Origin of the sequence: Sphingopyxis chilensis (assembly GCF_035930445.1) — a bacterium.
Lineage (GTDB): Bacteria > Pseudomonadota > Alphaproteobacteria > Sphingomonadales > Sphingomonadaceae > Sphingopyxis > Sphingopyxis chilensis.
On the sequence record NZ_CP142394.1, the window covers coordinates 2,812,939 to 2,835,999 of the forward strand.

Sequence of the window (23,061 nt, forward strand, 5' to 3'; positions counted from 1 at the left end):
ATCTGCCAAACTTGTATGATATCTTATAGGGAGAGGTCCATTGAAGGTCAGTCTTCGCGCCTCCGTGGCGCTGATCGCATTCGTAACCGGTGCGCCCATGGCAATGGCGCAAACCGCGCCGCCCACCGATCCGGCCGCAAGCGAGGCGCAGGACGGCGACATCGTCGTCACCGGCATCCGCCAAAGTCTTTCCCGCGCTGCCGAGATCAAACGCGAGTCGACCGGGGTGGTCGATTCGATCGTCGCCGAGGATATCGGCAAGCTTCCCGACCTGACCACGGCGTCGGCGCTCCAGCGCGTACCGGGTGTGCAAGTGGTCGTCGGCGGCAACAACGAGATCGTCGGCGCCCGTATCCGCGGCCTCGACGACATCGTTACCACGCTCAACGGGCGCGAGATTTTCACCGGGGTCGGACGCGGCTTCTCGTTTCAGGACCTGCCCGCCGAAGCGCTTGCCGGAGTCGATGTCTATAAATCCAGTTCGGCCGAGCGGCTCGAAGGCGGCGTGGCGGGCGGCGTCAACATGCGCCTGCGCCGCGCGCTCGACTTCAAGGAACTGACGATCGCGGGCAGCGCGCGGGCGACCTATCTGCAGGAAGCGGGGTCGAAGAACACGATCAATCCGGCGCTGAGCATGCTCGTCGCCAACCGCTGGGACGCGGGCGAGGGCGAGATCGCGGCGATGGTCGGCATCTCCTATCAGCGCAACAAATATGCCCGGCCGATCGCGTGGAACGACTGGACGCGCGCCACGAGCGCGGGCCCCGCGGGCTCGCCGCAGAACCTGCACGCGCCCACCGGCTTCGCCGCCGCCATCGAATTCGGCAAATATGAGCGCCCGCAGGCCAATTTCTCGCTCGAATGGGCGCCCGATACCGACACCAAAATCTATGTCGAGGGCCTGTTTGCGGGTTATCGCGGCGACGTCTACCAAGCGCGCCCGACCTTCCGCGGTTTCACCGGCACGTCGTTGGAGGCGACCGCCGGTGACACCTGCGAGGACTTCGCGGTCGGGCCCGACGGCTATTATTCGGGGAATGTGCTCAGCCCGGACAATCCGACGGGTACCGGCACGATCCGCGAATTGTGCAACGCCACCGGCTACACGGCGCGCAATCTGGAATATTACACCGCGACCGTCGCGAACAAGTCGCGCACCGACATCTATGTGGTTGCCACCGGCTTCAACAAGGAGATCGGCGCGCTCACCTGGAATACCGACATCTCCTATGAATCCTCGACCAACCGGAACGACAGCTTCCGCGTCGATATCGGCAAGCGCATCGACGAACTGGTCCTGGTTCGCGACGTCAATCACGAGGTTGAGGCGACGATGCCCGGCAACCCCATGAACGACCCGGCGGACCTGGCGTTCGTCAACGGCATGAGCGAAAATATCAACCGCAGCCGAGGCACGTTGTGGGCCGTCATGAGCGACGCCAAATATGATTTCGACGGGGTTCTCGACTATGTCCAGGCGGGCGTTCGCGTTGCGAAGCGCAAGGCCGCGTTCGAGCAGTATCTCGGCGGCCCGCCGGCACCGGGCGGATCGTTCGTGACGCCGCTCGATGGTGCCGGACTTCCCAGCGATATCCTTTCGCAGGCTCCCGGCGTTCCCCAGATGAACGGCGGCGCGTCCTTCCTGCAGCTCGACCCCGACTATCTGGTACAGGAATCGATCAAGCGGCAGCTCAGGACGCTGTATGGCATCTCGCCCGGCACGCCCGCTTTCGATCCGACGCGCGACTATGACGCGCAGGAAAAAAGCTATGCCGGCTTCCTGCAGGCGGGTTACGATTTCTCGCTCAGCGATACGATCTCGATCGACGGCATGGTCGGCGCCCGCCTGACCCGTACCGACCGGAATATTGCGGGTTCTGGCCGCGTGACCGATCCAGCGACGGGCACGTCGCGTATCGAACTCGTCCGGCGCTCGACCAGCGACACCGACCTCCTGCCCAACGCCAGCGCGCGCATCCGGTTCGGCGGCGGCCTCCAGGCGCGCTTCAACTATTCGAAGACGCTGTCGCGGCCCAGCTTCGGCGAGCTCAATCCGGGGCTCAGCTACGTCGTCTCCTACGTCAACACGATCCAGAATTCGGGGTCGGGCGGCAATCCCGACCTGAGGCCGCAAAAGGCCGACAGCTTCGATGCGTCGCTCGAATATTATTTCGGCCGCAGCAACTATGTTTCGGTGGTCGGCTTCTATCGCGACATCACGGACCGGATCATCAACGGGACCGAGGTCCGGACGATCGACGGCCTGCAATATGTGATCTCGACCCCCCGCAATCTGGGTTCGGCCAAGATCAAGGGCGTCGAGGTGGGCGGCCAGCTGTTCCTCGATTTCCTTCCCGAAGGTCTCGACGGCGCGGGCGTGATCGGCAACTTCACGGTCATCGACAGCGAGGTGACGACCCCCGGCGACCGGCTTCAGGGTCTGCCGCTGCTCGGCGTTTCCAAATATAATTACAACATCGGCCTGATCTACGAAAAATACGGCATTTCGGCGCGGATGATCTACACCTATCGCTCCCGATATTTCGACGGCGATATCACCAATGGCCTCTCGCTCCGGCCGGTTTCGATCCCCGTGGGGCTCAACGGCATCCGCGCCGCGGGACGGCTCGACTTCGGCCTGAATTACGATGTGACGCCGAATATCACGGTCAGCCTCGCAGGCACGAACATCACGGGCCAGAAAACGCGCAACTTCGAATCGCGCGAGGATTTCGTCCGTGAGGTGCGGAACGACGATACGACCTATTCGCTCGGGGTCCGCTTCAACTTCTGAGCCCGATCATATGTCCGGCCCGCCCCGTCGGGCGCGGGCCGGACAAACGGGTGCCGGGAACGACTAAAAGGAGGATGATTTGAACAGAAAACGGATGTTCGCGGCGCTCGGGCTGGCGACGGCTCTGGCGGCAGGCAGCGCCGCAATGACCGGCACAGCGCACGCGCAGGCAGCGGCGACGGTTCTGAGCGAGCCGGGCAAGGCATTGCCCGGCGACGTGCGCGTGGCGCAGACGCAGGATTCGGTGACGATCGACTGGCCCTCCGCGCAGAATGAGCGCGCGCAGCTTGTCCTGTCGCTCGACCGCGAAAAACCGCTGATCCAGTCGATCGCAGTCGCCGGCAAGACGGTGCTCGGCGGCGTCGATCCCGCCGGCGTCGTCACCGTCGGCACGCGCGATCTCAAGCAGGGCTGGACGATCTTCTTCGACAACCCGCGCAAGCGCCCGTTCGAAAGCTTCCCCCTCACGCTCGCGCGCAACGACATCAGCGTGCGCGCGGAGGGCGGATATACCAAGGTGATCGTCGGCGGTGCGGCCGCCGGGCCCTTCTCCGGCACCTATGAGTTCACCATCTATCCGGGCTCGCGGCTGGTCCGCGCCGCCATGGTGATGTCGACCGCGCGCGAGGCCACCGCCTATACCTTCGACGCCGGTCTCGGGGTTGCATCCTCGGCGGCGCTGCCGTGGCGATCGATCGCTTTCACCGACACCAGCGACGCGATGGTGCGCAAGGAAGGCGATGCGTCGCGGGGGCCAGCGGTTTCCCCCAAGGTCCGCGCCCGAATGATCGTCGCGGAAGGCGCCGCGGGCGGTTCGCTTGGCATCGTCCCGCCGCCGCACCAGTTCTATTACCCGCTCGATTATGCCAATAACGACAATTCGGCATGGTACGGCAACGACTATCGCAACCTCGCCGGCCGGACGAGCTTCGGCGTGCGCCAGACGCTCGAAGGCGATCGGCGCTATGTGCCGTGGGTCAACGCGCCGCCGGGCACGACGCAGGACATGGGCGTCTTCCTTCTGCCCGACGGTGGCGATGCGGCGAGCGTCACCAAGGCCGCGCTGGCCTATACGCGCGGCGACCGCTTCAAGGCGCTCGACGGGCACCGCACCTTCACCAGCCATTATCATGTCGAGCATACCGAAGCCTTTCTCAACACAAAGCGATTCCAGCAATCGACGAGCGTGCCCGACGGGCTCGAGTCCCCCGATTTCGTCAAGCGCTTCAAGGACATGAACGTCGAGATCGTCCACCTCGCCGAGCTTCACCTGGGGCGCGAGGCGCTCGATCGCGCGGGCGACCGGCTGACGCTGCTCAAGACGATGCACGCGGAGACCGCGCGGCTGTCGGACGACAAGCTGCTGCTGCTCCCGGGCGAGGAACCCAACGTCCATCTAGGCGGGCACTGGATCAGCTTCTTCCCCAAGCCGGTCTATTGGACACTGGACCGCAAGGAGGGGCAGCCCTTCGTCGAGAATGATCCCGAGCTGGGCAAGGTCTATCATGTCGGCTCGCAGGCGGATGTCCTGAAGCTGATGCAGGACGAAAATGGCCTGATGTGGACCGCGCACCCGCGGATCAAGGGCTCGCTGGGCTTTCCCGACAAGCACAAGGATACGGCCTTTTTCAAAAGCGACCGCTTCCTCGGCGGCGCGTGGAAGAACATGCCGGTCGATTATTCGCTGCCGCGCCTCGGCACGCGCGTGCTCGACACGCTCGACGACATGAACAATTGGGCGGCGAAACCGTCCGAGCGCAAATTCGCCCCCGGCGAGGTCGACGTGTTCCAGCTCTCCGACGAGAGCGAGCTCTACGCGCATATGAACATCAATTACCTGCGGCTCGACGGGCCGTTGCCGCGCTATGCCGACGGCTGGCAGAGCGTGCTTGATGCGCTGCGCGGCGGCCGTTTCTTCACCACCACCGGCGAAGTGCTGATACCCGAATTCACGATCAACGGCGCGAAAAGCGGCGAGGAAGCGGCGTTCGGGCGGAATAGCGTGGTGCGGGCGAAGATCGACTGGACCTTCCCGCTCGCCTTCGCCGAGATCGTCAGCGGCGACGGCACCAAGGTCTATCGCGATCGCATCGACCTGACCGGCAGCGCGCCATTCAGTACGCGCGCGATCGAAAAACGCGTCAACCTCAGCGGCCGCAAATGGGCGCGCATCGAGGTGTGGGACGTCGCGACGAACGGCGCATACACGCCGCCGGTCTTTCCGAAAGCGAAATAGCCCTCCCCCCTGCCCGTGCAGTCGTCAGCGCTTCGCACCCTGGCGACTGCACGCGGCCCTTTTGGCTGGAATGGCGACATCGGCGCGCCGGTCCGGCCCGGTCCTTCTTCGGAGCAGTCATGTTCGATCGAACCTATTACGCCACCCATCCGGACATGATGGCGTGCGTGTCCAATGACGAACTGCGCGATCGCTATCTCATCCAGAACCTGTTCCGTCCGAACCAGTGCGTGCTCAACTATACGCATGCCGATCGGCTGGTGATCGGCGGGGTGCTGGTCGAGAGCGGGAGCGTCCGGCTACCGGATCAATCGGAGCCCGCGTCGGCTGCCGGCCACCCGTTCCTCGAGCGGCGTGAGCTCGGCATCGTCAATGTCGGGCGCGCCGAAGGCGCCGTCACCGTCGATGGCGAAATATTCGCGCTCGGCGCGAAGGACAGCCTGTACGTCGCAATGGGCGCGAAAGACGTCCGCTTCTCCGGCAACGGCGCGCGATTCTATCTCGCTTCGTCCCCCGCACATCGCGCCTGCGACACGCGCAAACTGCCGCTCGCGGACGCCAGGATGCTCGAGCGCGGTAGCCTGGCGACGGCCAACGACCGGACGATTCACCAGCTCGTCATCCCGGGCGTGTGCGACAGCGCGCAGCTGGCGATGGGTCTCACCATCCTCAAGCCGGGAAGCGTGTGGAACACGATGCCGCCGCACGTGCACGAACGCCGGAGCGAGATCTATTTCTACTTCGATCTCGACGATCCCGAGCAAGGGCGGGTGATGCACTTCATGGGCCGGGGCGACGCCACCCGTCATATCGTCATGGCGAACGGCGAGGCCGTGATCTCTCCCCCCTGGTCGATCCACATGGGCGTGGGCACCAGCGCCTATGCCTTCATCTGGGTCATGGCTGGCGAGAATCAGGACTATGACGACATGAACGTCCTCGACATCTGTCAGCTCCAATAAGGGGCGGCGCATCCGTCAAGCGGGCAGACAGGAATATCGGACAGAACCGGCTGGCTGGGGCGGCAGGATTCGAACCTGCGCATGGCGGCATCAAAAGCCGCTGCCTTACCGCTTGGCGACGCCCCAACAGCCGGTGCGACGCGCGCTCTATAGCGCGGCGCCGCTGAATGCAAGGCGGGTCGGATCAGAGCCGCGTGACCCAGCCGTGCGGATCCGCCGCGCGCCCGCGCTGGATGTCGACAAGCTTGACCTTGAGCATTTCGGTGACCTGCCCGGGGCCGCCCGCGCCGATCGTGAAGCTTTTCTCGCCGCGCGTCACCTTGCCGACGGGCGTGACCACCGCGGCGGTGCCGCAGGCGAAGCTTTCGGTCAGCTTGCCGCTTTCCGCATCGGCCTGCCACTGATCGATCGCATAGGGTTCCTCGCGGACCGTCAGCCCGGCGTCCTGCGCCAGGGTGATGATCGCGTCGCGGGTGATGCCGGGCAGGATCGTGCCGGTCAGCGGCGGCGTGACGATGCTGCCGTCGTCGAACACGAAGAACATGTTCATGCCGCCGAGCTCCTCGATCCAGCGATGCTCCGCCGCGTCGAGGAAAACGACCTGATCATGTCCCTTGGCGGTCGCCTCGCGCTGCGCGACGAGGCTGGAGGCATAATTGCCGCCACATTTGGCCGCGCCCGTGCCGCCCGGCGCGGCGCGGGTATAATCCTCCGACACCCAGAGCGAGATCGCGGGCGCACCCGATTTGAAATAATTGCCGACCGGCGAGGTGATGACGAGGAACTGATATTCGGAAGCCGGCTTGACGCCGAGGAACACTTCGCTCGCAAACATGAAGGGGCGCAGGTACAGCGCGCCGCCATCGACGGGCGGGAACCATTTGGCGTCGGCCGCGACAGCTTCCTTCACCGCCGCAATGAACATGTCCTCGGGCAGTTCGGCCATCGCCATGCGGCGCGCGCTGGCGTTGAAGCGCGCGGCATTGGCCTCGACGCGGAACAGCGCCATCGAGCCGTCGTCGAGGCGGTAGGCCTTCAGCCCTTCGAAGATTTCCTGCGCATAATGAAGCACGGCGGTCGCGGGATCGAGCGTCAGCGGCCCGCGCGGCATCACCTGCGCATCGTGCCAGCCCTGCCCCTCGGTATAGCGGATCGACACCATATGATCGGTGAAGACACGTCCGAAAACCGGGTCCGCAATCGCCGCCGCCCGTACGTCGTCCGCCACCGGATTGGGGTGCGACAGGTGGGTGAAGGCGGGAGCGGTCATGCGAAAACACCTTTGCTTTGCTGGTTTCGGGAGCGCGCCTCTTGCCAAAGAGCGGGACCGCGCGCAACGGTAGCGACTATGCCGGATGAAAATTTTCTTTCACAAGTTCCCGCCGCTTCTGCCCTTTTCTTGCGCGAGGACGAGGTGCGCCGCGGCATCGAATTCCTCTTTTTCGCCCACGCCTCGCTGTGGCGCGCGATCGATACGCGGCTTGCCGAAAAGGGGTTGGGACGCGCGCATTATCGCGCGCTCTATTTCATCGCGCGCCAGCCGGGTCTGACGATTTCGGATCTGCTCGCGCTGCTCGGCATCACCAAGCAATCATTGGGGCGGGTGGTTAAGGATCTCGAAGCGCGCGAATATCTGACGACGCGGCCGGGCAATCGCGACCGGCGCGCGAAGGAGCTGCGGCTGACCGACGCCGGCCGCGCGACCGAGCGCGAGATATTCACGGCGCTCCGCGATACGATGAGCCGCGCCTATACCCATGCGGGGCAGCAGGCGGTAACCGGGTTCTGGCAAGTCAGCGAAGCGCTCGTGCCCGCGCGCGAGCGCCGCCGGATCGCGGCATTGGGGAAAGACGCGGGCTAGATCAGCCCTCGCCCCGCGCAATATCCGCCAGCTCGCGGCCGCGGTCACGCGCCGCGCGCAGCACGTTGGTGAGCAGCGCCGCGAGCTGGCCGTCGCTGTCGAGCACGTCGAGCCCCGCTTGCGTCGTCCCGCCCTTGCTCGCGACTTGCGCGATCAGCACCCCGGGCTTTTCTCCGCTGTCGGCAAGCAGCGCGGTTGCGCCGCCGAAGGTCGCCGTGGCGAGCTTCAACGCATCCTCGGCCGACAGGCCGAGCCGTTCGCCCGCCGCCGCGTAGGATTCGATCAGGCGAAAGACGAAGGCCGGCCCGCTGCCGGTGAAGGCGGTGACGAGGTCCATCGCCGCATCGTCAGGAAGCGCGACGACGGTGCCAAGCGGATCGAGCAGGCCGGAGATGGCACCCTCGTCGGCGTCCCCGAGGCTCGCGACCGCCGACACGCCGGCGCCGATGCGCGCGGCGAGGTTGGGAAGGATGCGGACCTGTGCCCGCGCCGCCGGAAAACGCGCCGCCAGGTCGGCGAGCGAAACGCCTGCGAGTATCGACAGCAGATGGACGTCGCCCGACACGACCTCGGCGAGCTCGTTCGCGACGTCGCCGAGTTGCTGCGGCTTCATGCCGAGCATGACCCATTCGGCGGCTCCGCCCGCGGCGAGCCATTCGGCGAGCGACGCGAATTGCACGATCCCCTCGCGCGATGCCGCGAACGGATCGACGATCGTGACCGCAGCGGGATCCAGCCCCGCCTTCAGCCAGCGATCGAGCATCGCGCCCGCCATGTTGCCGCACCCGACCAGCAGCATCCGGCCGGTAAAACCCTTCAAATTCTTCGTCATGGTCCCTGATTCTTCTTTGTTACCGGCAACTGCTTTCAGGACCCGAAATCAGGTCGAGGCAGCGGCCATCGATCTTGCTTGCATCAACCGGAAGGCCGATCAACGACGCCAGCGTCGGCATGATGTCCACCGTCATCACGGCGTTGGGCTGTTCGAATGCGGCCAGCCCCTTGCGCCAGAAGAGGATCGGTACGCGGCGATCGTAATCCCACACCGAGCCGTGCGTCGCGACATAGCCGACGCCCGATTCGGGGATCGGCGTCACGCGTGGCTTCAGCGCGATGATGAAGTCGCCCGACCGCTGCGGATAATAGGAGGCGCGCAGCTTGTCCATCAGCGTCCAGCTATCGGGCGCGCGCTTCGAGATCGGATGCGCGTCGAGTTCCTCGCGCGTTGCCACCGCCTCGACCTGCGGGTGCGCGCGAAGGCGCGGCAGCAGTTCGGCGAGCACCGCCGTGCGCTGCGCCGCGGTCAGCGTCTTCGCCAAATAATAGTCGCCGCCGTCGCCATACAGAATAGGCTGCGGCAGGCCGAGCTTTTCGGCCACCGCCTTGCTCATCGCCTCGGGATCGAGCGCCTTGTCGACGCGCTGGGCGTCGGGCCAGGCGTTCTGACGGTTGCGTTCGGGCAGGTCGTGGCCGCCATGATCTGCGGTCAGCGCCACCATATAGTCGATCCCCGCCTGATCGAGGCGCGCGAAGAAATCGCCGAGTTCACGGTCGAGTCCCGCCATCTGGAGGCACATTTCGCTGCCGTCGGTGCCGGTGCTGTGGCCGACATAATCGGTCGCCGAAAGGCCCACGATCAACAGGTCGGTGCTATCCCCCTCGCCCATCTTGCGGACCTGGCGGAGCGCAGCCGCGGTCGCGAGTACGGCGCCGTCAGCCTCGGGCGACGCCATGAAGCGGCGGAAGTCGCCAGCGTCGCGCGCCATGCGGCCGGTGCCGACCGAACCGCCCTTTTCGAGCGGGATCGCAATGTCGTGCGGCGCGCACTCGGCAGGGAGCGTCAGCGCGGGACGCGGCTGGCCGATTGCGGCGGCGATCGCCGCGCTCGCCTGCTGCGCGGTCGGTGACAAGGTGGTGCCGCGATAGCCGGTGAGGCCGGTGGGCACGAGCCACATCAGCTCGTCGGCCTGGCGCCCGCCCATCATGATCGCCGCGCGGTCCTTGCCCGATACCGAGACGACCTGCGCCTTCGGGTCGCGCGCCTTCATCAGGTCGCCGAGCGTCGGGACGAGCAGATGCTTTACCGAAGCAGCATATTCGCCGCCTTTCGACGTCGTTCCCGCCACGGCCTCGTCCTCGGCGCAATAAACGCGCTTGTCCGCGCGCGCGACCGAGAGATCGAAATAATTATTGGCGACGATGCCGGTGTGCGCGGGGTGGTTGCCGGTCAGGATCGTCGAATGGCCGGGGCAGGTTTCGGTCGCGCCATGCGCCTGATAGCCCGACGGAAAGACGACGCCCGACGCGAGCCGCGCAAGGCCGCCGGTGAACCGCCCGCGATATTCGGCGAAAAGATCGGCTGAAAACTGATCGACCGCGATCATGATGACCAGCTTCGGCGCCGGGGTCGCGGCAGTAACCTTTTGCACCGGCGCGGCCGAATCCTGCGCGAGGCCGGTTCCGGCAGCGACGAGGCAAAGCGCGGTGGCAAGGGCGGTGGACAGATATTTCAGCTTCACGGACGGCTTCTCCAACCTGGGGGTGTCAGCGCGGGCTGTCCTCTCGACGAAAGCCGCCTATATGGCAAGCCTTCGAACGATGAACGGGCGCGGGCATGGCCATGAATTTGCAGAGTGAGGCTTTTGTGACACGGGTTGCGCGCGCGGTTCTTGCGGTGCTGGCGCTCAGCCTCGTCGCCCTCACCCCCGCGCACGCGCAATCGACGCATATCCGGCCGAAACTCGTCGCCGAGTCGGTCGTACCCGCTCCCGGAGGCACGACGACGCTCGCGCTTACCATGACGCCCGAAAAGACGTGGCACGGCTATTGGGCCAATGGCGGCGACGCGGGTTTCGGCCTGTCGGTCGAATGGAATGCGCCCGAGGGCGTGACGATCGCGCCCTTCCGCTATCCCGTCCCCGATGCGCTGACCCTCTTCGGCATGATGAACCATGTCTATGAGCACCCCTATGCGCTGCTCGCCGACGTGCAGGTCGACAAGGACATCGCGCCCGGCACCGACCTGACTTTGTCGGGGATCGCCAACTGGCTTGCCTGCACCGACAAGGTCTGCGTTCCCGAAAAGGCCGTAATTTCGGTCGCACTGAAGGCGGGAAACGGACATGTCACGGGCGCCGAACGCGAACGCTTCGACGGCTGGCGCGCGCTGCTCCCGCAGCCGCTCGACCGGCACGGCACGTGGGAAAAGCGCGGCGACATGGTGCGCTTTGCCATCCCCCTCCCCGCCAGCACCGCGATCGACGCGCCGCACCTGTTCGTCGAGACGCAGGACGTGGTCGATTATGCCGCTCCCCAGAATTTCAGCCGCAACGGCGACCAGATCATCGTCGAAGCCCGTGCGAAGGGCGATCGCGCGGGACCGATCGCGGCGCTGCTCAAGCTGGGCGGAGGCCGCGGCCTGTCGCTGCGGCTCGAACCCGGCGCGGTTCCCGCCTCCGGAGAGGTGATCGCCGGGAAGGCGGGCGGCATCGATATGGGCCTGTTCTGGACCGCACTCGGCGGCGCGATCCTCGGCGGTCTGATCCTCAATCTGATGCCCTGCGTCTTCCCGATATTGAGCCTCAAGGCGCTGAGCCTCGCGCGATCGGGCGGCGATACGCGTTCGGCAAAAGTCGAGGCGCTCGCTTACACCGCCGGCGCCATCGTCACCGCGCTGCTCCTCGGCGGCGTGCTGCTCGCGCTGCGCGCCGCCGGCGAGCAGGTCGGCTGGGCGTTCCAGCTCCAGCATCCGGTCAGCGTGCTCGCGCTGCTGATCCTCGCGCTCGCGATCACGCTCAACCTACTTGGCTTTTATGAGCTGCCGTCCTTCGGCGCCGGACAGGCGCTCGCCGGAAAGGGCGGTGCGGCGGGCGGCTTCTGGACCGGCGCGCTCGCGGCCTTCGTCGCGACGCCGTGCAGCGGGCCGCTGCTCGGCGCGGCGCTCGGAGCGACATTGGTGCTGCCCGCGTGGGCGGCGCTCCCGATCTTCGGCGGGTTGGGGTTGGGGCTCGCCCTGCCCTTCCTCGCGATCGGCTTTGTGCCCGCCCTGCGCAATCGCCTGCCGAAGCCGGGCCCGTGGATGGACCGTTTCCGCAAATGGATGGCGCTGCCGATGGGCCTCACCACGCTGGCCTTGGCATGGTTGCTGTGGCGCCAGCTCGGCAGCGGCGAGCAGCTTCTCTGGCCCAGCCTCGCCGTGGCGATGGCGCTCGTCCTGCTGACGCACTATGGCTCGATCCAGCGCGGCGACCGGCGGTCGTGGCTGCTGTTCGCCTCCGGCCTGCTCTTGCTCGTCAGCCTTGCGGGCACGGTAACCGAAGTGGCCGAAGCCGAACGCACGGCGGCCGGCGCGGGATCGACCTTTTCCTCCGATGCGCTCACCAGGGCCCGCGCGACCGGCAAGCCCGTTTTCGTCTATTTCACCGCCGACTGGTGCCTGTCGTGCAAGGCGAACGAAGCCGGCGCAATCGAGCGCGAAGCGGTGCAGCGGGCGTTCGACGAGGCGGGCGTCATCACGCTCGTCGGCGACTGGACCAACGGCGACCCCGTCATCACCCGAACGCTCGCCGATCATGGTCGCAACAGCGTGCCGCTCTACCTTTGGTATGAACCCGGCGCCGCGAAGCCCGAAATCCTGCCGCAGATCCTGACGCCCGGCCTGCTCACCGACAAGGCGAAGCGCTGATGGCGAAACAGCGTGCCGACCAGCTGCTCGTCGATCGCGGCCTTGCCGAAAGCCGGACGCGCGCACAGGCGCTGATCCTCGCCGGGCTCGCCTTCGTCGGGACAAGCAAGATCGACAAGCCGGGGCAGCAGATCGCCGATGATGCTGAAATCAGCGTCAAGGGCCGCGACCATCCCTGGGTGTCGCGCGGCGGGATCAAGCTCGACCATGCGCTCACCCATCTCGGATGGGACGTGGCGGGCGCGGTCGCGATCGACGTCGGATCGTCGACCGGCGGGTTCACGGACGTGCTGCTCAGCCGCGGCGCCGTGCGGGTTTACGCGGTCGATTCGGGCACCAACCAGCTCGCGTGGAAACTGCGGCAGGACGACCGTGTCATCGTCCACGAACAGACGAGCGCGCGCATCCTGACCGCCGACCATATCCCCGAACCCATCGACCTGATCGTTTGCGATGCGAGCTTCATCGCGCTGTCGAAGGTGCTGCCGGTGCCGATGAGCTTCGCGAAAGAGGGGGCCCGGATCGTCGCGTTGATTAAGCCGCAGTTCGAGGCCGAGCGCCAGGAGATCGGCAAGAAAGGCGTCGTGCGCGACGCCGCGGTCCATGCCCGCGTCTGTGCCGAAGTGCGCGCTTGGCTGACCGGGGAGGGATGGGACGTGCTCGACCTCGTCGAAAGCCCGATCACGGGGCCGGAAGGCAATGTCGAATTTCTTATCGCCGGACGCAAGCGAGCGGCTTGACGCTGTGCCGCACAATCGCGACACAAATGCAACGGATTCGCATTTGGGGGATATTGCGGACATGACCGAAATCGCGACACAGGGCCAGCTTCGCATGTCCTATCTGCGCTGGGCGCTCGTCACCGTTCCGGCAATCGTGCTGATCGGCAGCCTGATGGGACTTTTGTCGAACAGCGGCTATGACAATCGCTGGTTCGCGTCGCTCGACCTTCCGCCGATCACGCCGCCGGGCTGGGTGTTCGCCACCGTCTGGCCGGTCCTCTATATCATGCTGGGCCTTTCACTCGCGATGATCCTGCATGCGCGCGGCGCAAAAGGGCGCGGCTTCGCGTTGCTGCTCTTCTTCGTCCAGCTGGTCGCCAATTTCGCCTGGTCGCCGCTTTTCTTCGGCCAGCATCAGGTGACGACCGCGCTTTACCTGATCATCTTCATCCTGATGGTCACCATCGCGACCGCCTTCGCCTTCGCGCCGATCCGCAAGGCCGCGGCGTGGCTGCTCGTCCCCTATATGATGTGGCTAAGCTTTGCCGCGATCCTCAATTTCCAGATCGATCAGCGCAATCCCGACGCCGAAACCCTTGTCCCCGCCGCCGCCAGCACCCAGATAAGGTGAAGGCGCAAGGGACAACTGGGGATAGCCCCGACGAAGGAATATGACATGCAGAGCGAAAACCGCTTTTTCGACGATCTCGCCAAGATGATCAACGGCGTCGCCGGAACCGTCGCCGGCGCCGGACGCGAAGCCGAAGCCGCGATGCGCGACCGCGCGAAGGAATTCGTCGGCCGTATGGATTTCGTCAGCCGCGAGGAATTCGAGGCGGTGAAGAAAATGGCCGCTACCGCGCGCGCCGAGGCCGAAGCGTTGAAGGCACGGCTCGACAAGCTCGAAGGCGCCGGCAAGGCCGCTGCGGCTGCAAAAGCCCCGGCAGCGAAGCCCGCCGCCAAAGCCGCGGCGAAACCTGCGGCACGCAGCGCCAAGGCCGCGCCCAAAAAATGACCGTCACCCCGGCGAAAGCCGGGGTTCCGGCCTCGCGTTTCGATTATGCCGGCGCGATCCTGTTCAGACACGCGCCTCTGAACCCCCGTCGCCGGGATGACGATCGGCCACGCGACCTGCAGACTCGCAACCTCGCCCAAGAACGGCTAGGGGAGCGCGCATGAGTGACGATCTTTACGACGACGATGACGGCCAGGATGCGGCGCCGATGGAAATGCTGGCGTCCTATTTCGCCGCGCACGACTGGTCGCACGAGATGGTCGGCGAGGATGAGATCGTCGCGACTGCGCAGGGCAGCTGGACGACCTATGAACTGCGCGCGGTGTGGCGCCCCGAAGACGGCGTGATCCAGCTCCTCGCCTTTCCCGACATCCGCGTCGTCGAGGACAAGCGCGCGGTCGCGCACGAGGCGCTCGCGCTGATCAACGAACAGCTTTGGCTCGGCCATTTCGAGCTGTGGTCGAACAGCGGCACGATCCTCTTCCGCCACGGGATGCTCGTCGGTGCGGATGCGGGGCTGTCGCTCGACCTGACCGAAACGCTGATCGAAAGCGCGATCGACGAATGCGAGCGCTTTTACCCCGTGTTCCAGTTCGTGCTGTGGGGCGGCAAGACGCCCGCAGAGGCGCTCGCCGCCTCGCTCATCGAAACGCGCGGCGAGGCCTAGGCCTTACCGCTTCTCGAACTTCGTCAGTCCCGTGCCCAGCTCGTTCGCCCCGATCGTCAGCGCCTCGCCGCTCCAGTCGGCGACGAACACCGACCGGCGATCCATGCCCGGCGGCAGGTTAGCCCGATTGCCCTCGATAATCAGGCCGCGCGACGGATTCTTGCGCTCTTCGGCCGCGATGGCGATGAAGGCCGAATAATTTTCCTTGTCGCGGCCCTGCACCAGCAGATTGTTCGAAATCCGTCCGACCGAACCCGAAGGCAGGTCGATCATATAATTGGTCGCCTTCCCCTGCGTATCGTCGAAGCTGTTGTCGTTGATATCGACCGCGATCGCGCGCGTTTTCAGATAATGGCCGCCGCTGCCCTTTTCGAAACGCGAGCGGGTGACGGTGACGCGGCCGTAGATGCCGGTGTAGACGCTGTGCGCGCAGCTCAAACCCCGGTCGCAGCGGCCGAGGCGCGAAAAGGTCGAACGGTCGATCGTCAGCGTCGCCTCTGGATCGTCGGCGGTGAGAATGCCTTCCTCGCTGCCCCGAAACATCGCGTTCACGACGTCGAGATCGCTCGTCTCGAGCCGGATGCCCGCGCCATTGCCATCGGGAACGCGCATATTCTGAAAGACGATGCCGTCCACGCGCGCACCATCGCCGCGCAGAACGAGCGCCGCCTTGCCTTCGCACGTCACGCCGTCGAAGATGGCACGGCCCGGCTCGGCGGCCACGAAAGCGATGCGTCCCGCGGTCTGCACCGCGCAGTCGCGGTGATAGCCGGGGGCGATGCGGATCGTCCCCTCGCCCTCGCCGATCGCATCGACGGCGTCCTGCAAGCGCGAAAAGACCCGGCCGTCGACGCTGTAGGGGGCGCCGCCCGTCTGGGCCGGAAGCGGAACCGGCGCCAGCAGCAACGGAAGGGCGAGCAGCGGCAACAGGGGCCGGCGCAGGATGGACGTGAACATGCGCAGCCGCATAGCGGGTTTTGCGGGCCCAGTCGCCCGCGAAGCTGGTTAACCGCGCGCCTGTCCCCTTATCGGACAGCCGCCACCACGGCCGTTAATCGAGGTTGGGCCGCAGCCAGCGCGTCGCGGTTTCGATATCGACGCCGCGCCGCGCCGCATAATCTTCGAGCTGGTCGCTGCCGATCCGCGCGACCCCGAAATACTGGCTTTCGGGATGCCCGAAATAGAAGCCACTGACCGCCGCCGTCGGCAGCATCGCAAAGCTTTCGGTCAGCACCAGCCCGGCATTGTCGCCCGCCGCGAGCAGTTCGAACAGGATCGGCTTCAGGCTGTGATCGGGACAGGCGGGATAGCCCGGGGCCGGACGGATACCGCGATATTCTTCCTTGATCAGCGCCTCGTTGGTCAGCTGCTCGCCGGGCGCATAGCCCCACAGGGTCGTGCGGACATGCTGGTGCAGACGCTCGGCAAAAGCCTCGGCGAAACGGTCGGCCAGCGCCTTCAGCAGGATGTCCGAATAATCGTCCTTGTCGGCGCGGAAGCGCTCCGAATGCGGTTCGATGCCGTGGATGCCGACCGCGAAGCCGCCGATCCAGTCGCCCGCGGGATCGATGAAATCGGCGAGACACATATTGGCGCGGTCGCGGCTCTTCTTGATCTGCTGGCGCAGGAAGGGAAGCGTCACATGCCGTTCCTCCTCGGCGAGGTGGATGGTGACGCTGTCGCCATCGCGCGCGCAGGGCCAGAAAGCGCAAACGCCGCGCGCGGTCAGCCATTTTTCGGCGATCAGCCGGTCGAGCATCGCATCGGCGTCGGCCTTCAATGCCTGTGCCGTCTCGCCGACGACATCGTCGTCCATGATCGACGGCCAGGTGCCATGCAGTTCCCACGCGCGGAAAAAGGGCGTCCAGTCGATACATTCGCGCAAATCTTCCAGCGACCAGTCGTCAAAGCGATGGAGACCGGGCTGGAGCGGCGGTGCGGGCTTGTCGCTGAGATAGGCGTCGTAATAATTGGCGCGCGCCTCTTCGATGCCGAGCAGCACGCTTTGCCCCTTGCCCGCGCGCACATCGCGGACATGGGCGTAATCATCCTTATAGCCCTGCACATAGGCATCGCGCCCGGTGTCGCTGACCAGCGCGGTCGCGACGCCGACCGCACGGCTCGCGTCGAGGACGTGGAGCACCGGCCCCTGATAAGCGGGGTCGATGCGGAGCGCGGTATGCACCTTCGACGTCGTCGCGCCGCCGATGAGGAGCGGCATCGTCATCCCCGCCCGCTGCATTTCCTCGGCGACGGTCACCATCTCGTCGAGCGAGGGGGTGATGAGGCCGCTGAGGCCGATCATGTCGGCGTCATTCTCGTTCGCCGCCTCGAGGATCTTCGACCACGGCACCATCACGCCCAGGTCGACGATTTCGAAGCCGTTGCACTGGAGCACGACGCCGACGATATTCTTGCCGATGTCGTGGACGTCGCCCTTGACCGTCGCCATCACGACCTTGCCCTTGCCCTTCGCGCCCGGTTCCTTCGATGCCTCGATAAAGGGCAGCAAGTGCGCCACCGCCTTCTTCATCACGCGTGCCGATTTGACGACTTGCGGCAGGAACATCTTGCCCGATCCGAACAGGTCGCCAACAACGTTCATCCCGTCCATCAGCGGCCCTTCGATCACCTCGATCGGGCGCGGCATCAACAGGCGCATTTCTTCGGTGTCGTCGACGACATAGGCGTCGATGCCCTTGACCAGCGCATGTTCGAGCCGCTTTTCGACCGCCCAGCCGCGCCATTCCTCGGCCGCCTTTTCCTGCGCGGCGTTCGTTCCCTTGTAACGTTCGGCGAGCGCGATCAGCCGCTCGGTCGGGCTCAGCTCTTCACCGTCCACCTTGCGGTTGAGGATGACATCCTCGCATGCGGTCCTGAGTTCGGGGTCGATCGTATCATAAACGTCGAGCTGCCCGGCGTTGACGATCGCCATGTCGAGCCCGGCAGGGATCGCATGATAGAGGAAGACGCTGTGCATCGCGCGGCGCACCGTCTCGTTGCCGCGAAATCCGAACGACAGGTTCGAGAGCCCACCCGAAAAATGCGCGTGCGGGCAGCGGACGCGGATGTCCTTCACCGCCTCGATGAAATCGACGGCATAATTGTCATGCTCTTCCAGCCCCGTCGCGACCGCGAAGATATTGGGGTCGAAGATGATGTCCTCGGGCGGGAAGCCGATGGTCATGAGCAGCTTGTAGGCGCGCTCGCAAATCTCGATCTTGCGCTCTTTGGTGTCGGCCTGCCCGACCTCGTCGAACGCCATCACGACGACCGCGGCGCCATAGGCAATGCACTTCTTCGCATGATCGAGGAATTGCTCCTCGCCTTCCTTCATGCTGATCGAATTGACGATCGGCTTGCCCGGCACGCATTTCAGGCCCGCCTCGATCACGCTCCATTTCGAGCTGTCGATCATCACCGGAATCCGCGCGATGTCGGGTTCGGCGGCGATGAGCTTCAGGAAGGTCGTCATCGCATATTCGGCGTCGAGCAGGCCTTCGTCCATGTTGACGTCGATGACCTGCGCGCCATTCTCGACCTGCTGGCGCGCGACCTCGACCGCCGCGGCATAGTCGTCGGCCATGATCAGTTTCTTGAACGCAGCGGAGCCGGTAACGTTGGTGCGCTCGCCGATATTGACGAAGCTGGAGGAAGCGGCGGTGGTCATGCTTTTTTCTTTTTCCGTTAGGGCTGAGCTTGTCGAAGCCCTGTCCTTCTTATCCAACGCTCGCCCGAAGAAAGGACGGCCCTTCGACAAGCTCAGGGCGAGCGGGGTTCTATCTCCAGAGCGAGATCAGGCCGCCATCGTGAAAGGCTCGAGCCCTGCCAGCCGCGTGCGCACCGGCACCTCGGGAATCTGCCGCGCCGGCAGCCCCTGAACCGCCTTCGCCATCGCCGCGATATGCGCGGGCGTCGAGCCACAGCAGCCGCCGAGGATGTTGACCTGGCCATGCTCGGCCCATTCGCGGACAAGTTCCGCCGTCGTGTCAGGCATCTCGTCATACTCGCCGAGTTCGTTCGGCAGGCCCGCGTTGGGGTAAACCATCACCAGCGCATCGGCGATTTCGGACAAAACCTTTACGTGCGGACGTAGCTGCGACGCGCCGAACGAGCAGTTCAGCCCGATCGTCAGCGGCTTCGCATGGCGCACGGCGTACCAGAAGGCCTCGACCGTATGCCCCGACAGGTTGCGACCCGACAGGTCGGTCAGCGTCATCGAGATCATCAGCGGCAGTTCACGCCCGACCTTCGCCTCGGCTTCGAGCGTCGCCGCGATGCCCGCCTTGGCATTGAGCGTATCGAAGATCGTCTCGATCAGGATGAAGTCGGCGCCGCCCTCGGCGAGCGCGACGACCTGTTCCAGATAGACGTCCTTCAGTTCGTCGAAATCGATCTCGCGATAGCCGGGGTTGTTGACGTCGGGCGAGAGCGACAGCGTCTTGTTCGTCGGCCCGACCGCGCCCGCGACGAAGCGCCGGCGGCCATCGAGCGCCTCATATTTTTCCGCCGTCTCGCGGCCCAGCCGCGCGCTTTCCCGATTGATTTCGGCGACGAGCGCCTCGGCGCCATAATCCGCCTGGCTGATCCGGTTCGCGCTGAAGGTATTGGTCGAGACGATGTCCGACCCCGCCGCCAGATAGGCCTCGCCGATCGCCGTCACGACGTCGGGCCGCGTCAGCGCAAGGATGTCGTTGTTGCCCTTCTGGTCGTGGCCGAGGCCCAGCGAGCCGGCATAGTCGGCCTCGGCCAGCTTGCGGAGCTGGATCTGCGTGCCCCAGCCGCCATCGGTCAGCAGGATGCGTTCCTTCGCCGCCGCCTGCAATGCTTCGCGTGCGCTGCTCATGCTGCCTGGTCCTTTGCGGTCGATACCGGCCGCAATCCAAGCAAATGGCAGATAGCATAGCTGAGTTCAGCGCGGTTGAGGGTATAGAAATGGAAATCGCGCACGCCGCCCGCGTAGAGGCGGCGGCACATTTCGGCGGCGATCGTCGCCGCCACCAGCTGGCGCGCGGCGGGGTGATCGTCGAGCCCTTCGAACAGCGACACCATCCACGCCGGGATCGCGGTGCCGCACATATCGGCCATACGCCGCGTCTGCGACACGTTCGACACGGGAAGGATGCCGGGAATGATCGGCGCGTCGATGCCGGCAGCGGCGGCGGCATCGCGAAAACGCAGAAAGCTGTCGGGCGAAAAGAAGAATTGCGTGATCGCCCGCGTCGCGCCCGCGTCGAGCTTTCGCTTCAGATTGTCGAGATCGGCCTGCGGACAATCCGCGTCGGGATGCGTTTCGGGATAGGCGGCGACCGAAATGTCGAACGGCGCGATCGCCTTCAGGCCCGCGACCAGTTCGATCGCATTGGCGTAGCCGTCGGGGTGCGGCCGATAGGGCTCACCGCCGGGGACGTCACCGCGCAGCGCGACGATATGCCGCACGCCCGCCTCCCAATAAGCGCGCGCGACCTCATCGATCTCGGCGCGCGACGCCTCGACGCAGGTCAGGTGCGCGGCGGGCGGCACGGCGCTTTCGGCGGCGATGCGCGCGACGGTCGCGTGGGTGCGCTCGCGAGTCGACCCGCCCGCGCCATAGGTCACCGATACGAAGCTGGGCTCCAGCGGCTCGAGCGCGCGGAACGTGTCCCACAGCTGCGCTTCCATCTTTTCGGTCTTCGGCGGGAAAAATTCGAAGCTGACGCCGATATCGCCGTCGAGATTGGCGAACAGCGGGGAGGCCGCGGCGCGGCGCGCCTCCGCCAGCGAGTTGAGGTTCGACGTCATGCCGCAAGCCTTTTGCCTTGCCCGCCCTCGGCGACGGGGGGTTGATCTTCATCGCTGCGACGGCGGCCGAGCCACAGTTTTACGGTCAGCTCCCCGCCTTCGAGCGTCTGGGTGGTTTCGAGCAGCAGGCCCGCCGATGCGAACCATCCGCGGATCTGCGCATCCGAAAATCCGAGACGCGCGTGCGCCGCAAGCGCGCGCAATTCCTCATCCTCATGCGGCGCGAAATCGACGACGAGCAGATGGCCGCCGCCGCGCAGCACGCGGCTCGCCTCGGCGATCACGCGGTCGGGCTCGTGCGCGAAATGGAGCGCCTGATGGATGACGATGCTGTCGATGCTGGCATCGGCGACCGGCAGGTCCAGAAAGTCGCCCTGCATCAGATCGACGGGCACCGGCTGCCGTTCCAGCTTCGTGCGCGCGATCCGCAACATTTCGGGGCTGCGATCAAGCGCGGTGATCCGGCGCGCGGTCGGTGCGAAAATCTCCGCCATCCGGCCGGTGCCGGTGCCGATGTCGAGCAAATGCCCCAGCCGGCGATTATGCATCATCGCCAGCATCGCCGCTTCGACCTCGCTCTCGGCGATATGGCGCGACCGGATCGCATCCCATTCGGCGGCATGTTCGGCAAAATATCGCGCTGCCGCCGCAGCGCGCTCGTCGCGCACCGCCGCCAGCCGCCGCGCATCATGCGCGATGACGCGCGTTTCGCGCGCCGAGAAGGGCCATTTCTCGGCCTGACCGATAATTTCGGCGACCGGTCCTTCGGCGGCAATGCGCAGGAAAACCCAGCTTCCCTCGCGCCGCCGCTCGACGATCCCGGCCTCGACGAGGATACGGACATGGCGCGACACACGCGGCTGGCTCTGGTCGAGCACAATCGCAAGTTCGCCGATCGCAAGCTCCATCTCGCGCAGCAGCGCGACGACTCGCAATCGCGTCGGATCCGCGAGAGCGCGGAAAATTTCGATAAGCTCGCTCACGGACATACATATAAAGCTTTCTTTATATCCGGTCAACCAAGCGTCACGCCGCAATTTCCGCGGCGCGCGTTGCTGTCGTCGGCGGATTGCGGCGAAACACGGCGGCTATCTTCAAAAGGACGGTTGCACGCGATTTGGCGAGTGGGTAATTCTGCGCGCGATTGGCAATGTTCGGGATCGATCAGTTCCTGTGCCGGTCGATCAGTCCAAATTTGAGAGGGGTATTCCCACATGAAGAAATCGATCACTCTGTCGCTCGTCCTCGCCGCTTCGATGGGCCTCGCTGCTTGCGCCGAAAAGGCTGCCGACGACACGGCGGCCGCGACCGAAGACGCAGCTGCGACCGTCGAAGGCGCTGCTGACGGCGCGATGGAAGCCGCCGAAGGCGCTGCCGACGCGACCGCCGCCGCCGCTGGCGAAGCCGGTGCCGCCGCCGACGCCGCTGGCGATGCCGCCGCTGCCGGCGACGCAGCCACCGCCACCGACAAGGCGGCCGAAGCTGCCGGCGCTGCCCAGGAAGCCGCCGACGCCGCCAAGGGCGCGATGGAAGAAGCCAAGAAGTAAGCTTCTTTCCGGCCTTCGGGCCGAAGGAACAGGAAGGGGTCGACGGTTTGCCGGCGGCCCCTTTCCTTTTGGGACAGCATCTCGCAGCGCGGTTGCCAAGCTCCTGATCCGCCGTTAACTCTCTGCCAATGGCCGGCCGCCCGGTCATTGCATTCGAAAGGAATACCCATGCGCAAGATCATCATCGCCTCGATGGCCGCCGCGGCCTTCAGCCTCGCCGCCTGCTCGGAAAAGACGCAGGACGCCGCCGGCGAAACCGCCGATTCCATGGCTGACGACGCCGCCGCCACCGGCGACGCAATGGCCGAAGGCGCAGCCGATGCTGCGGATGCGACCGCCGCTGCCGCCGACGACGCCGCCGATGCGACCGCCGCCGCCGCCGATGACGCCGGCAACGCCGTCGAAGGCACGGTGAACGCCGCCGGCGACGCTGCCGACAAGGCTGGCGACAAGATCGCCGAAGAAACCAAGAAGGCCGAAGCCAACGACAAGCAATAAGTCGCCGGCACGCCCTTGGGCTGTTAAAGAAGGGCTCCATCCGAAGCGATGGGGCCCTTTTTCATGGGAAGCATATGATAGGAAACGCCTTGCCTGCCGCCGCCCTGCTGACCCTGTTGGTCACGGGGTGCAGCCGCACCGACAATGAACCCGGCCCCGGCGGCGTGACCGTCAGCGAAGCCAAGGCCCTCGACGATGCTGCCGCGATGCTCGAAAGCCGCGACAGCGCCGCACCCGCGGCCGACCCATCGGCCGCAACAAAAGAAACCGCCGAATAGCCTTCCCTCGCCGCCC

The 23,061-nt window shown here is 65.6% G+C and carries 20 protein-coding genes and 1 tRNA gene; 12 read left to right on the forward strand and 9 right to left on the reverse strand.

From position 1 onward, the window contains the following. The first annotated feature begins 40 nt into the window (after positions 1 to 40). From VSX79_RS13050 to kduI, 3 genes are all read left to right on the forward strand, one after another. Positions 41 to 2,794, forward strand: a complete 2,754-nt coding sequence (locus VSX79_RS13050) for a TonB-dependent receptor (RefSeq protein ID WP_179494784.1) — start codon at positions 41 to 43, stop codon at positions 2,792 to 2,794. A 79-nt stretch (positions 2,795 to 2,873) separates the two neighbouring features. Beyond that, complete coding sequence (locus tag VSX79_RS13055) at positions 2,874 to 5,030, forward strand: CehA/McbA family metallohydrolase domain-containing protein (protein WP_179494782.1); 2,157 nt, start codon at positions 2,874 to 2,876, stop codon at positions 5,028 to 5,030. A 119-nt stretch (positions 5,031 to 5,149) separates the two neighbouring features. Further along, entirely contained in the window at positions 5,150 to 5,992 is an 843-nt protein-coding gene (gene kduI, locus VSX79_RS13060) for a 5-dehydro-4-deoxy-D-glucuronate isomerase (RefSeq protein WP_326913567.1), read from the forward strand. Between the two features lie 51 nt (positions 5,993 to 6,043). Here kduI and VSX79_RS13065 read toward each other — a convergent pair. Together VSX79_RS13065 and VSX79_RS13070 are read right to left on the reverse strand one after the other, a co-directional pair. After that, positions 6,044 to 6,118: transfer RNA gene (locus VSX79_RS13065), tRNA-Gln, on the reverse strand. A 58-nt stretch (positions 6,119 to 6,176) separates the two neighbouring features. Beyond that, positions 6,177 to 7,262, reverse strand: coding sequence for a branched-chain amino acid aminotransferase (locus VSX79_RS13070; protein WP_179494778.1), 1,086 nt, complete (start codon positions 7,260 to 7,262; stop codon positions 6,177 to 6,179). A gap of 78 nt (positions 7,263 to 7,340) precedes the next feature. Here VSX79_RS13070 and VSX79_RS13075 point away from each other — a divergent pair, with 78 nt between their 5' ends. After that, entirely contained in the window at positions 7,341 to 7,853 is a 513-nt protein-coding gene (locus VSX79_RS13075) for a MarR family winged helix-turn-helix transcriptional regulator (RefSeq protein ID WP_179494776.1), read from the forward strand. Position 7,854: 1 nt separating this feature from the next. Here VSX79_RS13075 and VSX79_RS13080 read toward each other — a convergent pair whose 3' ends face one another. Both VSX79_RS13080 and VSX79_RS13085 read right to left on the reverse strand, forming a co-directional pair. Next, the gene (locus VSX79_RS13080) at positions 7,855 to 8,685 is read right to left on the reverse strand and encodes a pyrroline-5-carboxylate reductase family protein (RefSeq protein WP_326913568.1); all 831 of its coding nucleotides are present in this window, start codon (positions 8,683 to 8,685) and stop codon (positions 7,855 to 7,857) included. A 19-nt stretch (positions 8,686 to 8,704) separates the two neighbouring features. Then, complete coding sequence (locus tag VSX79_RS13085) at positions 8,705 to 10,372, reverse strand: alkaline phosphatase family protein (protein ID WP_326913569.1); 1,668 nt, start codon at positions 10,370 to 10,372, stop codon at positions 8,705 to 8,707. A 101-nt stretch (positions 10,373 to 10,473) separates the two neighbouring features. Between VSX79_RS13085 and VSX79_RS13090 the strand changes: the two genes are divergently transcribed. From VSX79_RS13090 to VSX79_RS13110, 5 genes are all read left to right on the forward strand, one after another. After that, positions 10,474 to 12,537, forward strand: coding sequence for a protein-disulfide reductase DsbD family protein (locus tag VSX79_RS13090; protein ID WP_407697224.1), 2,064 nt, complete (start codon positions 10,474 to 10,476; stop codon positions 12,535 to 12,537). Then, positions 12,537 to 13,277, forward strand: coding sequence for a TlyA family RNA methyltransferase (locus tag VSX79_RS13095; RefSeq protein ID WP_179494770.1), 741 nt, complete (start codon positions 12,537 to 12,539; stop codon positions 13,275 to 13,277). Before VSX79_RS13090 ends, VSX79_RS13095 begins: the two co-directional genes overlap by 1 nt. Positions 13,278 to 13,338: 61 nt before the next feature. Next, on the forward strand, positions 13,339 to 13,890 hold the full coding sequence (locus tag VSX79_RS13100; protein WP_179494767.1) for a TspO/MBR family protein: 552 nt from the start codon (positions 13,339 to 13,341) through the stop codon (positions 13,888 to 13,890). A gap of 45 nt (positions 13,891 to 13,935) precedes the next feature. Further along, the gene (locus tag VSX79_RS13105; protein ID WP_326913571.1) at positions 13,936 to 14,274 is read left to right on the forward strand and encodes an accessory factor UbiK family protein; all 339 of its coding nucleotides are present in this window, start codon (positions 13,936 to 13,938) and stop codon (positions 14,272 to 14,274) included. Between the two features lie 160 nt (positions 14,275 to 14,434). Then, positions 14,435 to 14,941: a type III secretion system chaperone family protein gene (locus tag VSX79_RS13110; RefSeq protein WP_179494763.1), complete on the forward strand. Its 507-nt coding sequence runs from the start codon at positions 14,435 to 14,437 to the stop codon at positions 14,939 to 14,941. Positions 14,942 to 14,944: 3 nt separating this feature from the next. Here VSX79_RS13110 and VSX79_RS13115 read toward each other — a convergent pair whose 3' ends face one another. From VSX79_RS13115 to VSX79_RS13135, 5 genes are all read right to left on the reverse strand, one after another. Further along, positions 14,945 to 15,898 (reverse strand): right-handed parallel beta-helix repeat-containing protein, encoded by a 954-nt coding sequence (locus VSX79_RS13115; protein WP_326913572.1) that lies wholly within the window; start codon positions 15,896 to 15,898, stop codon positions 14,945 to 14,947. Between the two features lie 94 nt (positions 15,899 to 15,992). After that, complete coding sequence (gene metH / locus VSX79_RS13120) at positions 15,993 to 18,611, reverse strand: methionine synthase (protein WP_326913573.1); 2,619 nt, start codon at positions 18,609 to 18,611, stop codon at positions 15,993 to 15,995. 126 nt (positions 18,612 to 18,737) lie between these two features. Next, positions 18,738 to 19,787, reverse strand: a complete 1,050-nt coding sequence (locus VSX79_RS13125) for a homocysteine S-methyltransferase family protein (RefSeq protein ID WP_179494757.1) — start codon at positions 19,785 to 19,787, stop codon at positions 18,738 to 18,740. Then, positions 19,784 to 20,722 (reverse strand): methylenetetrahydrofolate reductase, encoded by a 939-nt coding sequence (gene metF, locus VSX79_RS13130; protein ID WP_326913574.1) that lies wholly within the window; start codon positions 20,720 to 20,722, stop codon positions 19,784 to 19,786. The genes VSX79_RS13125 and metF overlap by 4 nt, the downstream gene beginning before the upstream one ends. Beyond that, positions 20,719 to 21,705 (reverse strand): ArsR/SmtB family transcription factor, encoded by a 987-nt coding sequence (locus tag VSX79_RS13135; protein WP_179494741.1) that lies wholly within the window; start codon positions 21,703 to 21,705, stop codon positions 20,719 to 20,721. The genes metF and VSX79_RS13135 overlap by 4 nt, the downstream gene beginning before the upstream one ends. Before the next feature lie 231 nt (positions 21,706 to 21,936). Between VSX79_RS13135 and VSX79_RS13140 the strand changes: the two genes are divergently transcribed. The 3 genes from VSX79_RS13140 (at position 21,937) to VSX79_RS13150 (ending at position 23,045) form a co-directional block, all read left to right on the forward strand. Then, the gene (locus VSX79_RS13140; RefSeq protein ID WP_179494739.1) at positions 21,937 to 22,269 is read left to right on the forward strand and encodes a hypothetical protein; all 333 of its coding nucleotides are present in this window, start codon (positions 21,937 to 21,939) and stop codon (positions 22,267 to 22,269) included. A 168-nt stretch (positions 22,270 to 22,437) separates the two neighbouring features. Beyond that, complete coding sequence (locus VSX79_RS13145; protein ID WP_179494737.1) at positions 22,438 to 22,767, forward strand: entericidin EcnAB; 330 nt, start codon at positions 22,438 to 22,440, stop codon at positions 22,765 to 22,767. A gap of 89 nt (positions 22,768 to 22,856) precedes the next feature. Then, positions 22,857 to 23,045: a hypothetical protein gene (locus tag VSX79_RS13150; RefSeq protein WP_257018026.1), complete on the forward strand. Its 189-nt coding sequence runs from the start codon at positions 22,857 to 22,859 to the stop codon at positions 23,043 to 23,045. Positions 23,046 to 23,061 lie beyond the last annotated feature (16 nt).

Coding starts and splice junctions, on each gene's coding strand:
- VSX79_RS13090 (WP_407697224.1), top strand. CDS start 10,474: ATGAATTTGCAGAGTGAGGCTTTTGTGACACGGGTTGCGCGCGCGGTT.
- VSX79_RS13100 (WP_179494767.1), top strand. CDS start 13,339: ATGACCGAAATCGCGACACAGGGCCAGCTTCGCATGTCCTATCTGCGC.
- VSX79_RS13110 (WP_179494763.1), top strand. CDS start 14,435: ATGAGTGACGATCTTTACGACGACGATGACGGCCAGGATGCGGCGCCG.
- VSX79_RS13145 (WP_179494737.1), top strand. CDS start 22,438: ATGCGCAAGATCATCATCGCCTCGATGGCCGCCGCGGCCTTCAGCCTC.
- metH (WP_326913573.1), bottom strand. CDS start 18,611: ATGACCACCGCCGCTTCCTCCAGCTTCGTCAATATCGGCGAGCGCACC.
- VSX79_RS13095 (WP_179494770.1), top strand. CDS start 12,537: ATGGCGAAACAGCGTGCCGACCAGCTGCTCGTCGATCGCGGCCTTGCC.
- VSX79_RS13075 (WP_179494776.1), top strand. CDS start 7,341: ATGCCGGATGAAAATTTTCTTTCACAAGTTCCCGCCGCTTCTGCCCTT.
- VSX79_RS13080 (WP_326913568.1), bottom strand. CDS start 8,685: ATGACGAAGAATTTGAAGGGTTTTACCGGCCGGATGCTGCTGGTCGGG.
- VSX79_RS13125 (WP_179494757.1), bottom strand. CDS start 19,787: ATGAGCAGCGCACGCGAAGCATTGCAGGCGGCGGCGAAGGAACGCATC.
- VSX79_RS13140 (WP_179494739.1), top strand. CDS start 21,937: ATGAAGAAATCGATCACTCTGTCGCTCGTCCTCGCCGCTTCGATGGGC.
- kduI (WP_326913567.1), top strand. CDS start 5,150: ATGTTCGATCGAACCTATTACGCCACCCATCCGGACATGATGGCGTGC.
- VSX79_RS13115 (WP_326913572.1), bottom strand. CDS start 15,898: ATGTTCACGTCCATCCTGCGCCGGCCCCTGTTGCCGCTGCTCGCCCTT.
- VSX79_RS13105 (WP_326913571.1), top strand. CDS start 13,936: ATGCAGAGCGAAAACCGCTTTTTCGACGATCTCGCCAAGATGATCAAC.
- metF (WP_326913574.1), bottom strand. CDS start 20,722: ATGACGTCGAACCTCAACTCGCTGGCGGAGGCGCGCCGCGCCGCGGCC.
- VSX79_RS13070 (WP_179494778.1), bottom strand. CDS start 7,262: ATGACCGCTCCCGCCTTCACCCACCTGTCGCACCCCAATCCGGTGGCG.